This is a genomic window from Pedobacter sp. 05L430, assembly GCF_056397585.1.
Genome location: NZ_JBFTNT010000028.1, coordinates 1 through 14,514 on the forward strand (window position 1 = coordinate 1; position 14,514 = coordinate 14,514).

Genomic DNA, 14,514 nt, shown 5'->3' on the forward strand with positions numbered 1-14,514 from the left:
ATGGGTCATTAGCCCTAATTTCTATTTGAGTTCCTGATGAAAGGGAGGCAGAAGTCTAAATCGAGACATGAGTCCAAACTCTGACGAAAGGATAGTTTACTTCTGCTTCCTTCTCATTCTAAAAATAATCAAAACAAATCTAAAGGACGTAGGAGAGATCTCTTGAACTCTGGCATAATCAAGAGATCTCTCCTACGTCGAGATGACGAAAGCTTTAAACTCCTGTGATTGGTAATCTATTTCGTAGCATCATTAATATCCAAATCGTTGCAGAATTTCTTAATATAAATCTATTTCTGAGCTAAYATTCCAACCCTAATTTCGTCATCAAAAATCAACCTACTAACTCAGATGATGAAAAATTTACTATGTACAGCTCTCCTGCTTCTATTCTGTTGCTTTGCCCAAAATAAACTCCTGGCACAAACAACACAAACTTCAATATCAGGAACCGTTACTGATACTCAAAAAAAACCTGTTCCGGGCGTATCTGTCAGGGTTCGTAATGAATCTACAGGATTTAACACCTCCACCACTACCAACAGCAATGGTGTGTATACCTTTAAAGAACTTCCCCTTGGGAAACCCTACACTATTACTGCAACTTATGTAGGTTTTGGCGACCAAAAAATAACCGGCTACTCATTAAATCAGGGTGATGCCCTGAAAATCAATATCACCATGCAGGATGCAGTAGAAAACCTGGCAGTAGTAGAGATTGTAGGATCAGGACTTAAAAACAAAACTGAAAACCTCGGTGCTGCAACCACCATTACGGCCAGAGACATTGAGAAACTTCCTGTTAACGGCAGGAATTTCACCAATCTTATGGACTTGTCTCCTTTAAGCCGCGGTGGCACAATATCTGGCCAGCTGGGCTCTTCTACTAATTACACTATTGATGGTATGACGGCTAAGAATCCAACTTCAGCAGGTTCTACCACCAGCCGAAGCGGTGCACCTTATTCTTTATCTATGGAAGCTGTCCGGGAATTTCAGGTAGTCACCAACCAATATGACGTAACCTTTGGCAGAAGTGGCGGTGGGACCATTAGTGCAGTAACCAAATCGGGTACGAATACTTTTAGTGGAGGAGCATTTACTTATGGCCGGGCAGACTGGCTGGCAAGTCCTTATGCAATCAATGGCAACAAACGCCAATCTGATTTCTCTACCTATCAATATGGATTTTCATTAGGCGGTCCGATCATTAAAGATAAACTGCATTTCTTTGCTGCATGGGACCATCAGCGTGATGCAAGGCCTTTGATGATTGCCAATCTGGAAACCGACGCCGATATTACTCGACTGAGGATTACTCCTGCCACACTAAAAGAGTTTGTGGATATCGCCCAGGATAAATATGGGGTAAAGGGACGCCAGACTGGAGAATTTGATAAGCTACGCGGTTCAGATGCAGGTTTTGCAAGAATCGACTGGCAAATCAATGAGAAAAACCTGTTGACAATCAGAGACAACTACACCAATGACCGCAACAAGCAGGGCCTGGAAGACAATAGCCCGATCAATTTGTACGAATCTTATGGAAATGACCAAAACGTAGATAACAGCTTACTGGCTACTTTACGTTCATCCATCAATTCCAAACTAACCAATGAGCTAAAGGTACAGCATTTGTACACCTACCAATTAAGCAGTCCAGGTGATCAGTTGCCTGCCGCAAACATTCCAAGAGCCGTTGTAGAAAACGTAATTTCAAGTATTAATGGAGCCAATGCAGCAACAAATATTCAGATAGGTGGTCACCGTTTTGCACAGGAAGGTTTTACTAATAATGTATTACAGATTGTAAATAACCTGTATTACAACACAGACAAGATTAAATATACTTTTGGCGCAGACCTAATGTATACCCGTGCACATTCTGTTTACGGAAGTGAGCTGAACGGCAGGTTTTGGTTTAGAAATACCGCAGATCTGGCCAATCCGGCAAACAATAGAACTGCCTTGCAGAATTTCAATGACCTTAAACCATACAGATACACAAGGGAAGTGCCTTTAGTGGCCGACCCAAGTGTAACTCAGGGAATCTTCAATACCGCTCTTTATGGACAAATGCAAACGAAGCTTGCAACGGGCCTGGAGATGACGGCAGGTATTCGTGCCGATTACAGTTTCTACCCTGCTGCGCCTCTGAATCAGTTGGTTCTGGATGAGCTTGGTTTACGCACAGACAACTCGCTGTCGACTTTCCAGATTCAGCCAAGACTGCAGTTCACATGGGATGTGAATGAGGAGCACAGGGATTTCATCAGGCTTGGTGCTGGTATCTTTGGATCGGACATCAATAATTACATGACGATCAACAACAGGGTATTTGACGGAACGCGCATTGCCTCAGTTGATGTGAGAGCACCGAATGTGCCAATACCAAATTTCATAGATTACCGCAATAACCCTCAGAATGCGCCCGGACTGGAATTGTTTGACATCCCGGGTGTTAACAAACTTCTCACGATCAACACTAACGCAAGTGATGCCCGCGTGCCAGTAGTTTATAAAGCAAATGCTTCTTACTCACATTTTATTAATGAGAAATTTAAAGTCACTATAACAGGTTTTGCCACATTAGGACGCAACAATTACGTATACGTAGATCGCAATATGGCAGTAAATCCATTCTTTAGATTGGAAAATGAAGGCGGCCGAGGTGTGTACGTTCCGGCAGCAAGTATTACCAACGCTGCACCAGACTGGCAACAGGGGCGTATTAGTCAGAAGATCGGTAGGGTATTGGAAATGAACAGCAAGGGGCGTGTAAACCAGTTCGCAGCAGTTCTGGATGCTACTTATCAATACTTTAAAGACGGAACAATCACCTTTAGCTATACATTAAACGATACCAAAGACAATACTTCTTATAATGGAAACGTAGCGAATACCGCGACACTAGCCTTACCTGTAAAAGATAATCCAAGAGACCTGAGTAAGATGAGTTATTCAGACAACCACTTCAGACATAAAATTGTATTCTATGGCACACTACCTACCTTCTATGGGGTAAGTGTAGGTATTCGTTATTCAGGTATCGGTGGCACACGCTATTCTCTATTGTCGGGCGGTAATACTAATGGCGACTTTGTTTCGGGAACAAATGATCTTGCTTTTATTTTCGACAGGAACAACACTGCTGTACCAGCCAACATTCAAACTGGTTTAAAGGCCATCATGGATAATCCTAATGCAAGTCAGAGCCTTAAAGACTACATCAACAGGTACAGCGGTCAGATCGCTGAGCGGAACGGCGGTATCAACGGGTTCTATGGCATTTTTGATCTTAGAATCAGCAAGAAATTTAAAGTTTATAAAACCCACAGCATTGAAATTTCAGGAGATCTTTTCAACGTAGCCAATCTCTTGAATAAGAAATGGGGTGTGAACGAATCAATGGGAAACCAGGCACTATATTCAGTTAATTCGTTCAACAACACAACCAACCAGTTTGTTTATAACGTAAACAATTCTGGTATTGCCAATCCATCAGGCAATCCTTATCAGGGGCAGATCGGTATCCGCTACGGTTTCTAAGCTTTCGATCTCAAAAACAAGAAGGGTGTGTTTCACAATCTGAAACACACCCTTCTTGTTTTGCATTAAATAGGTCATAACAAAAAAAAGAGTGGCCCTATCCGGGGTCACTCGTTTTTTAACTAACTTATTATTCATAAAAAAACTGGCTGTTGGGGAAGGAGTCGAACCTTCAAGGGGTAGTTAGCTACAGTTCAAAAATTAATTTGTGGTCAACCCATAAACTGCGTTTATCCATTTATCCCCACCACCGAGACAAGAAGGCGTGTCTGCCAATTTCACCACCCAACATTATATAAAGTACTAATTCTTAAGTAGTAGGTTTAGGTTGATTTAACTACTTAATAGCTGTAGGGGAAGGAGTCGAACCTTCAAGGAGTGGTTAGCCCTTACGGGTTTTCCAAATTCTCCACCACCGAGACAAGGAGGTGCGTCTGCCAATTTCACCACCCTACAGAGTATAAACAAGTTTTAAAGAACTATTTTTTGTTACTTGCTTGATACAAATGTAACAACAACCTATATACGTTGCAAATATTTTAAACATTTTATTTTATTTTTACGATATTTCTAATTAACTTAGAATATTGTTACCAAATATCAAAACGATGCTTAAAAAAGAAACCCAAAATTTAGAAATTGATAACCTGGATATTGATATCTTGAAGCAGCTGATGCATGATGCAACTAAGCCTTACACTGAAATTGCTAAAGATCTGATTGTTTCTGGTGGAACAATACATGTCCGCATGAAAAAACTTCAGGAAATGGGTATCATCAAAGGGTCACATCTCATTATTGATCCGCAAAAGGCTGGTTACGACATCTGTGCCTTCCTTGGTATCTATCTTGAAAAGGGAATTCAATATAAAGATGCTGTAGAGCAACTAAGCAAAATTAAAGAAGTTGTAGAACTCCATTACACTACCGGTGCCTATAGTATGTTTGCCAAGATCATTTGTCGCGATACGAGCCACCTTAGACATGTATTAAACGAAGAAATCCAGGCTGTATCTGGCATACAACGTACAGAAACATTAATCTCTCTTGAAGAAAGTATCAAAAGACAGATTGAGCTGTAGTTAACAAAATGAGATTACCAATGACGTTTTTTTAAATCGTCCGTCATCTCCACGATAGGAGAGATGACGGACTGCAATGCTCTTTTTACTATTTAAACATGTTTTTCAATGCTTCAAGCTTCAATTGTAAATCCCCATCTGGTAGCGGTTTATCTTTCTTCCCTCCAACACCATTAGTTTGAGGTTTTGACGGCTTTCTATGTTGATCCGGTTTACCTGCACTTACCGGTTTTTTAAAGCTATTTGGTTTTTGATCTGCCTTTTTAACCTGAGGCTTTGGAGCAGCGGTGGCTGTTTTCATAGAAAGCGAAATACGCTTTCTTGCCACATCCACTTCAACTACCGTAACTTCTACTTTTTGATGAACTTTAACAACATCATTGGCATTGGTTACAAATTTATTGGAAAGCTGACTCGTATGCACTAATCCATCCTGATGAACTCCTATATCTACAAAGGCTCCGAAATTGGTAATATTGGTAACAATGCCAGGCAATTTCATACCGATCTTTAAATCAGCTATTGCATTTATGCCATCAGTAAAGCTAAATATTTCGAACTGCTCACGAGGATCTCTTCCTGGTTTTGCAAGCTCACTCATAATATCATTTAAGGTTGGCAAACCAATTTCTTCACTTACATATTGCTGAAGTTTGATCTGTTTTCTTAATTCAGCATCCTTCATTAACTGAGCTACGCTGCAGTTCAGGTCTCTTGCCATTTTATTAACCAGGGCATAGCGCTCTGGGTGAACAGCGCTAGTATCAAGCACATGCTCAGCATTTCTAATTCTCAAAAATCCAGCGGCCTGCTCAAAAGCCTTGTCTCCTAAACGAGGTACCTTTTTAAGGCTTTCTCTATTTTTAAAAGCACCATGCTCATTACGATAACTTACTATGTTTTGTGCAAGCTGCGGACCAAGCCCTGATACGTACGCCAGAACCTGTTTGGATGCCGTGTTTAACTCTACGCCTACAGCGTTCACACAACTCATTACAGTGTCATCTAAAGAAGCCTGCAGCTTATTCTGATCTACGTCATGCTGGTACTGCCCTACACCTATAGACTTAGGATCTATTTTAACAAGCTCTGCCAACGGATCCATTAAACGACGTCCAATTGAGACTGCCCCACGAACGGTGATGTCCTGAGTTGGAAATTCTTCTCTGGCAACCTCAGAGGCTGAATAGATAGATGCACCATTTTCATTAACCATCACCACAATTACGTCGGCTATAGCCAACCCACGGATAAACACCTCGGTCTCTCTGCCTGCAGTTCCATTTCCAATAGCGATAGCCTCAACATTGTGCTTAGCACATAATTTTTTGATGGTTTCGGCAGCTTCAAGAACACCTCTTTGACCGTTATGCGGATAGATAGCAGTATTTTCAAGTAATTTACCTTGCATATCCAAACAAACAACCTTGCATCCGGTACGGAATCCAGGATCTATTGCCAAAACATTCTTTTGTCCCATTGGAGCAGCCAGCAGCAATTGCCTTGCATTCTCTGCAAATACACGGATCGCTTCTTCATCGGCCTTTTCTTTTGAAATACCGCGAACCTCTGTTTCCATTGCTGGGCCCAGCAAACGCTTATAGCTATCTTGTATGGCTAATTTAACCTGTGCTGAACTGCCATTGTTGCTTTTCACAAACTGCTTCTCCAGAATTTGAATTGCTCCCTCTTCCTCAGGCATGGTTTCAAGCTTTAGAATATCCTCATTTTCTCCTCTGCGCATTGCAAGGATTCTATGAGAAGGGGCTGTTTTAAGTGGCTCGTTCCAGTCAAAATAGTCTTTGTATTTAATCCCCTCTTCTTCTTTTCCCTTTACCAGGGTCGATTTAAAAATCGCATTGTTTTGAAAATATTTTCTCATTGATGTTCTTGCATCAATGTTTTCATTTATAATTTCTGCAATGATATCTCTAGCCCCGGCAAGCGCTTCATCTGTTGATGATACGCCAAGCTCATCATTAAGAAACTTACCGGCTTCAAGTTCCGGATCTTGTTTGCTTTGCTCAAGTATGGCAATAGCAAGAGGCTCCAAACCTTTTTTACGGGCTTCTGATGCTCTGGTTTTACGCTTTGGTTTATACGGAAGGTAGATATCTTCAATGGTGGCAATATTTGTTGCCGCGTTTATTTTTGCTTCAAGCTCTGGTGTAAGTTTTTCAAGTGCAGCAAGTGCTTTTAAAATTGCTTCTCTACGCTTATCGAGCTCACGAAGCTGCTGAAACCTGTCGCGGATGGCGGCAACCTGTACCTCATCCAAACTCCCTGTCATCTCCTTGCGGTAACGGGAAATAAAGGGAACAGTTGCTCCTTCATCCAATAATTCAATAGTAGCGATAACCTGCTTTTCCGCCACTGCGAGTTCAGCAGCGATTATTGTAGAGTGATTACTCATTTTGATCTCTATTTGATGTTGTAAAGTACAGTGGGGTCAAAAATAAAAAAAATCCCGCAGAGGGTTTAACCAGCGGGATTATATTTCTTTTAAATAATTAGTCTTATTTTGCTACGTACATAACTTCTTTTACAGCTTTAACTACCTTTTCTGCATTAGGTAAGCTAGCCGCAATAAGAGTTGGTGCATAAGGCAACGGTACATCTGCACAAGTGATACGCAATACCGGAGCATCAAGATAATCGAAAGCATTTTTTTGGATATTAAATGCAATTTCAGAAGAGATAGAAGCCAATGGCCAAGCCTCTTCAACAATTACCAAACGATTGGTTTTCTTAACAGATTCAATGATAGTTGCATAATCAATAGGACGTACAGTACGTAAATCAATTACTTCAACACTAACGCCTTCTTTAGTTAATTCTTCTACAGCTGGGTTTACAACACGGGTAAGCATCTTGCCAAAAGTTACGATGGTTACATCAGTACCTTCTTTTACAACGTTAGCCTTACCTAGAGGAATATAAAATTCGCCTTCAGGAACTTCGCCTTTATCGCCGTACATAACCTCAGATTCCATGAAGATAACCGGATCAGGATCAATAATAGATTGTTTAAGCAAGCCTTTAGCTTCGTAAGGAGTAGATGGAACTACAACTTTTAAACCCGGACAGTTTGCATACCAGTTCTCAAAGTTTTGAGAGTGCTGAGCACCTAACTGACCTGCATTTCCAGTTGGTCCGCGAAATACAATAGGCACAGAAAACTGTCCGCCACTCATAGATAGCATTTTTGCTGCACCATTAATGATCTGATCTATAGCAACCAGAGAGAAGTTAAAAGTCATGAATTCTATGATTGGAACCAATCCGTTCATTGCTGCGCCAATACCTATACCGGTAAAGCCCAACTCAGCTATAGGCGTGTCTATAATGCGTTTGTCTCCAAATTCATCCAACATTCCCTGACTAACTTTATATGCACCATTATATTGTGCAACTTCTTCGCCCATCAAAAAAATGTTCTCATTTTTGCGCATTTCTTCGCTTAAGGCCTCACGTAAAGCTTCTCTAAATTGAATCTCTCTCATTGTATATTCAAATGTTAATTGCGGCAAACTTAGATAAAATTGTTTTTATATGCAATTTATTCGCACCACTGCCCGCCTTTGAAAAGAAAGTTTTACACTTGAAATATATCCATAATGGTTTAATTCCTTAACTATCTCTGACAAATGTCTTTATAAGGGCAATACGAGCAGTTTTCTTTATTCTCAGTTTGCAGAAACGGAATGTTTTCATCAAACAGTTCATTCAGCTTTTCATTTAATTTATCAGCAAACATAGATTTAAACGCTTCAAGGCTCTGATCCTGCAATACCAATCCCCCTTTTTGCTTTTCTTTAAATAAAGTACCCTCTTTAAAATCTCTAACGGTATAAAGATGAGGCTCTACATATTGCCTACCTTTAACCTGCTCATACACATACGTGTAGAATAATGTTTGTATAAGAGCTTTGTTATGATCTTTTGCCTGATCCTCGAAAAGAGAAGGAAAATCTTTGTACTTAAGCTGATCTTTGCCTGTTTTATAATCAACGATCCTGATCTTTCCATCTTTTACATCAACGCGGTCAATGATACCGTACAGCCAGATATTACGATTCTTTCCTTCTGTATCAATTGGATAAAGCATCACATAATCGCTTTTATTTTCAAGTTCCTCTATTTTAAAAGGCGTAAGCTTTTCATCATTTCTTAAAATTTTAAGCGCATACTGCTCTAATACCTGTAACACAATTTGTTGCAAAGCCGGAGTTTGCGTTCCCGCTTTGGCCGCATTAAGCTTAAGTTCTTTAGCCAGGGCAAATTCACAAATATCTGACAGCTTCTTTTCCCTTTCCTTAATAAAATCGGCGGTTATCTCAGCTCCTACACTAGGCTCATAAAAAACTTCCATTACCGTATGTAGTGCACTTCCAATTAAATTGGCTTCTATTCTATCCGGTAAATCTTTAGGCTCCTTTAACCCGGCAATATTTTTATAGAAAAACCTTAGAGAGCAGGTATTATAATCTGTAAACGCAGTAGCAGATATTTTCTTGTCGTATTTGGGGGTAGAATTTCTTTTGAAATATTTCTCCAGTCCTTTTAATACATCTCCCTTTTTTTCTACAACAATTTTCAGGTTTCTGGGATTCTCAATTGATTGGTTCTGCTGCACCCTATGCGAAAACGTACAATTGGTTTCGAACTCCAGCTGTTTTACAAATCGGCTTTCCTCTCCTGTACTTTTCTCGTCTGTAACACCATTATAAACCAGTGTAATTTTTTTGGCAACATGCAGTAACCTATAAAACAGGTAAGCCGAAATTGCATTCTGATGTTCAAGTATAGGCAAACCAAAAGCACGTCTAATATTATCAGGAATAAATGAGGGGTTATTATTGATTTTAGGAAGGATACCTTCATTTACACCTAAAACGATAAGTTCATCAAAGTCCAGGTTCCTGCTTTCCAAAAGTCCCATTACCTGCAAACCGGCCAAAGGTTCTCCTTCAAAGGGCACGGTTAATCCTTGAAGTGCTTTTCTGATAAGCTTAAAAACAAACCTCGGATTCAAATCCTTTACTCCCTCTGCTTTTAGCTCTTCAAAACTATCTGTAAGTGCATTAAGTGCTTTTACTGCTTCGGTACACAATAAGCTGTCCATTCTTTGCAGCTTGCTTTCTTCTGAAACGTATAATAATACACTTGCAAGATGCCTTATCGTTGTAAAGGAATCGACAAAAGTGTTGAAGGTGATGGTTGCGATCTTGCCCATCCGCAAGAGTTCTGCTCTATCAAAAGATGCCTTTTTCTCATCAACAACTTTATTATGCAACTCATTGCGTAGATCCGGGTCAATAGGAATCAACGGATTAAAAAGGAAAGATAAAACATGCTTATAGTTAACCTCTGCATCAGACAACAGGGCTTCCTGGATACTGAGCCAAAGATCACATAAGCCATATAAGGCCGATTGCTCAAAAGGATAGCCCATAGTAACATTCACACTATCGTCGTCAATAGTTTGCAAAGCCGGGATTAGCAACTTTTCATCGGCAAGAATAATTGCTTTTCCACCTGCACTTTTAGCCCCATTTTCTGATAAAAGCTCCGAAAGTAACTTGCCCTGAGCAACATTACCCAGTGCCTGCACAACAACAAATTCCTTTGCCGCATCGTTCAGTCTTGCCAGCGCTACTTTAAACTGGTTAACCAGTCCAACAGTATGTATATTTCTTCTGATAAAATGTCCGGCTTCCTGCAATGGATTTGAAAAATAATGCGCGTCTACATCAAAATAGAAAGAACACCATCCTTTTTCCTGCCACTGCTTAAAAAACTGCTCTTCCGCTTTTGACAAAGCGTTGAAACCAACAAATACAGTATGTTTAAATGCTTTTAAAAATTCGGGATCTGAGTTCTTACCTTCTGCAAGGTTACGGTACATCCTGGCATTGGTAACCAGATTTTCCTTAGCTAATCTTGAGTGAAAATTAACATAAAGCAAGGGCATTCTTTGCCATAGCTCTATAAACCTTTCTTGCATTTGGTTCTGCTTTTTTGCAGAAAAAGAGCCCCAGAATGTTCGCATAAACTGTAATTGCTCCTCATCAAAGTTTGGGAATTGCAGTTGCAGTTCGGCTATATCTTCAATTAACCCAAATATCTCTTTAGCATTGGCCAGATAATAATCTACCTGACTAAAATCGCCAAGAATAATTTCTGCCAGCGGATAAAACTCATCCGGCGAAACATCTTCTTTGCCCTCTCCTTTTAATAGTTCATTATAACAGGTATATAAAACAAAGAATTGTTTAAGCTGACCTGCAGGAACAAGTACCGTGCCTCGTGAAAGAAATTCCTGAATAGTATACATCTGTGGGCTCCAAATTGGCTTACCGCTCACTTCTGCAAGGTATTTCTTTAAGTATAGCTGAGGTCTTTTATTGTTAAAAACAATGGCTACATCCTGTAGTTCATTACCAAAACGTTCTAAAAGATCGGCGGCAACTCTGTTCAAAAACTTTCCTTCGTTCACACTTTCCATTACGATACTTTTAATAATTTTCCTGTTTCGGCATACCAGATGTAAGCGTCTATTTGTTTAAACTCATCCATTTTCAACAGGTTTTCCCTGTAATGATTGATATCGTCTATGTATTTATTATGAGGGGCACCAAATTTAAAATCGAGCAACACAGCCTTATCCTCCATTACAAAAAGCTTATCCGGACGTTTCACTTCTCCCCCCTCCAAAATCATATCTCTTTCACTAATTATGCTTTTAGAATTCTTAAACCACTCTGCTATTTCCTGTTGATTGATCACATCTATAACTGCTTGCTTTACTTCATCACGCTCACTGCGCCTGATCAGACCTTCCTGCATTTTCACCGAGATCAATTTATCAAGATCTTTTAAATCTGTAATGGTTTCCAGAATACCATGTAACACTACTCCTTTTCGTTGGCGGGCATTAAACCAACCATCATCATTATTCTTTTGGTAATTAAACTTAGAAGTCAGGCGCTCATTCACATAATAATTAGAAACCTTTATGGCGCTTTCATTAATTTCAGATGCTTTTTTAACTGCAGGCCGTAATTCTCCAAAAGACATCAGGTTTTCTTCAAGTACAAAACCTGATTCCTCTTCATTTTTAAAAAGGTTCAGTAATATATTCTGAAGCTCATTTTTAACCGTACTTTCCTTTTTCTTCTCTACAGTTGTTGTTTTAGGGCATACCAGATATAAATATTCTCTTGCCCTGGTGGTTGCTACATATAATGTATTTAGGGCATCCATATAGTTTAGCAGCATTTCTTCAAAGTACTCACGTGCAAACGCTGTAGACGCAAGTTTACTGCTATAATCCACTGGTAAAGTACTAAAGTTTTCAAACCCTGCCTGTCCGGCATTTACCCATAGTATTTTCTTAATAAATCCACTTGGGATATTTAATTTCCAGTTTAAAAATGGAATAATTACCGCCTTAAACTCTAATCCTTTCGATTTATGAATGGTCATGATTTGCACCGCATCCTGATCATCAGCGTTAGGCAAAGCTTTATTTAAGCCTTCTTCATCCCACCATTCCAGGAACCTACCCAGACCCTGATCACCTCCTCCGGCAAAAACACCTATCTGATCTCTAAGCGCCATAATAAAAGGAATATGATTTTCATTCCGGCCCGTCCCCAATCCAAAAAACTGCACCATTCTTTCCATTAAGCTGGTCATAGGCAACTGCCTGAAATTCTCAAAACCGTTGCAGAAGTCCTCAGGAAAATAAGAGGTAAGATTTTGAATAGGCTGACTAGCAATATCCATCCAATCCTGAGCAGTTAGCGCTACTTTCTCATCCATCCCTTCCGGGTTGTTAATCTGGCTATACAACCTTGCGCATGTAGCCCGATAAATAGCCTGTTCATCCTCTCTTGCCACCAACATTCTAAATATATTGATCAGCAACTGGACGGCAAGGTTAGACGATATCTTTAAAGCATCTCCGGAAATAACCTGAAACGTTTTGCCCGCAGCGGCCGATAAATCGTCTTGTCTATCCAATAAGGCTGAAATCATTATTTCTGCCTCTCTATTAGTCTTTACCAACACACAAATATCTTTCATAAAAAACCCATGAACCGATAGCAGTTCAATGATTTTGTTAACGGAATGAATAGCCGCAACGGGACTTTCATCCTCTGACTCTGAATCATCTTCCTTGTTCAGAAATTGCATCTCGATTTTACCCCCCGTTAGCGTTTGAGGAGTAACGTTTTGAAAGCTTCCTTCATAAGCGCTATCAATAATTTGGTTATACTCCTGATTCCAATAACTTAAAAGATCTTCTCTCTGCGTCTCTGCCAGGATTCCATTGAGTTGTCTTTGCAAAATAGATGGCAAATGGCTGTACAGAAAATTGTTAAATGCAATCACATTAGCTGTACTTCTCCTGTTAAACTCCAGGTTTTCCTCTACAACATTATGCGCCTGCACATCATGTCTTACATTACTATGCAAAATGCGCCAGTCGCCACTACGCCATCTATATATTGACTGCTTTACATCACCTACAATGAGGTGCTCGGTAGTATTCCCTTCAAATTCTGATAGCGCATTTCTAATAAGTGGCAAAAAATTAAGCCACTGCATGGTGCTGGTATCCTGGAATTCATCGAATAAAAAATGCTTATACCTATTTCCCGTTTTTTCCCAGATAAAAGAAGGATTTTCCGCATCCGCTCCAGTTATGCCAACCAATAACTGTTGGGCATCACTGATAAGGAGTGCTTTATTTTCGGCCCTATAATTTTTTAATTGCTGTGCCATTTCCTGCATCAACCGTAAGTAAGAACTGTTTTTATGAATGGCCAGCCATGTTGAGTATTGTTCGGCACCTTCCTGATAAAAGTCGACCATTTTCTTTAACCCTGGATTAAGGTCATCATACAACTGCCTTACTCCTGATGTATCCTTTAATGAGGTATGCGGCCACTGCTCAAAATCATCAACCATATTGGCCAGGGCAGGAAAAATACTATAATCTTCATTCAATATCTTATCCAGCTTTAACAAAGGATTAAGAGATTTACGTGCCAGTTCTTCGGGCAAAACACCAGAAAGATCAAATATGTATTTCAGGTCCGTAGCTTGGTCAAACAGGGTTTTATTAAATGCTTTTATGCCAGAGGTTACAGTTTGTTTTAAAGTATTAAATTCTGCCGATCTATCTTCTCCCATAAGCAACATCGCTTCCTGAAAAGGATAGTATCGTTCTTTAAAAATCTCATTGGCCAGATCCTTTAACGCACGCTGATAATTCCAGTCCTTACCATCGCTTATCCTGTCTATGGCAAGCGCCGTTACCCATTCCAGCAATTCAGGATCAGCTTCCATCTGTAAGTTCAGTGCTTTAACCAGCTCCTCCTTTACTTTGTCATGATTCATTTCCAGCTTATATCCACTATCCAGATTTAGTTCAAAAGCAAAGCTTCGAATTACCTTTTGCACAAAGCCATCAATTGTGCTTACAGAGAACCTACCAAAATCATGAAGTATGTTGCTGTAAATTATCTGTGCTTTTGCTTTAATATCCTCATCAGAAAGCTCAGGATAACTAGCCTTTAAGAGCGGCTTAAAATCTGAGGGATCGCCTTTTGCTATCGCTTGTAAGGCCCCCAATATCCGCTCCTTCATTTCGGCTGTTGCCTTATTTGTAAAGGTAACTGCAAGAATTTCCCTGTATTTACCCGGGCCGCTAAATAAAAGTGTAAGGTAATGCAGGGTTAGGCTAAAAGTCTTACCCGATCCGGCAGATGCTCTAAGCAATTTTAAAGGTTGTTGAGGCATTACGTAAAGCTATAACTTATTTAGAAAAATATGGCTACAAATAAAATCTACTATTTAACTAGAGAATATT

The 14,514-nt window shown here is 39.8% G+C and carries 6 protein-coding genes and 2 tRNA genes; 2 read left to right on the forward strand and 6 right to left on the reverse strand.

The window, feature by feature from the left end; genetic code table 11:
• Positions 1–351 precede the first annotated feature (351 nt).
• Positions 352–3,549, forward strand: coding sequence for a TonB-dependent receptor (locus tag AC1DG9_RS07405; RefSeq protein WP_337717036.1), 3,198 nt, complete (start codon positions 352–354; stop codon positions 3,547–3,549).
• 146 nt (positions 3,550–3,695) lie between these two features.
• Here the strand turns inward: AC1DG9_RS07405 and AC1DG9_RS07410 are convergent.
• Positions 3,696–3,840: transfer RNA gene (locus tag AC1DG9_RS07410), tRNA-Asp, on the reverse strand.
• Positions 3,841–3,897: 57 nt separating this feature from the next.
• Positions 3,898–4,005 (reverse strand) — tRNA-Asp (locus AC1DG9_RS07415).
• A 152-nt stretch (positions 4,006–4,157) separates the two neighbouring features.
• Between AC1DG9_RS07415 and AC1DG9_RS07420 the strand changes: the two genes are divergently transcribed.
• Complete coding sequence (locus tag AC1DG9_RS07420) at positions 4,158–4,631, forward strand: Lrp/AsnC ligand binding domain-containing protein (RefSeq protein WP_048908245.1); 474 nt, start codon at positions 4,158–4,160, stop codon at positions 4,629–4,631.
• 88 nt (positions 4,632–4,719) lie between these two features.
• Here AC1DG9_RS07420 and AC1DG9_RS07425 read toward each other — a convergent pair whose 3' ends face one another.
• From AC1DG9_RS07425 to AC1DG9_RS07440, 4 genes are all read right to left on the reverse strand, one after another.
• Positions 4,720–7,044 (reverse strand): Tex family protein, encoded by a 2,325-nt coding sequence (locus AC1DG9_RS07425; RefSeq protein ID WP_172662232.1) that lies wholly within the window; start codon positions 7,042–7,044, stop codon positions 4,720–4,722.
• Between the two features lie 103 nt (positions 7,045–7,147).
• Positions 7,148–8,134: a pyruvate dehydrogenase complex E1 component subunit beta gene (locus AC1DG9_RS07430; RefSeq protein WP_048908243.1), complete on the reverse strand. Its 987-nt coding sequence runs from the start codon at positions 8,132–8,134 to the stop codon at positions 7,148–7,150.
• 131 nt (positions 8,135–8,265) lie between these two features.
• Positions 8,266–11,139 carry a PD-(D/E)XK nuclease family protein gene (locus AC1DG9_RS07435; protein ID WP_288884304.1) on the reverse strand — a complete coding sequence of 958 codons (2,874 nt, stop codon included), beginning with the start codon at positions 11,137–11,139 and terminating at the stop codon, positions 8,266–8,268.
• A complete protein-coding gene (locus AC1DG9_RS07440) occupies positions 11,139–14,444 on the reverse strand; it encodes a UvrD-helicase domain-containing protein (protein WP_172662234.1) in 3,306 nt (1,101 codons plus the stop codon). Before AC1DG9_RS07440 ends, AC1DG9_RS07435 begins: the two co-directional genes overlap by 1 nt.
• Positions 14,445–14,514: the final 70 nt, after the last annotated feature.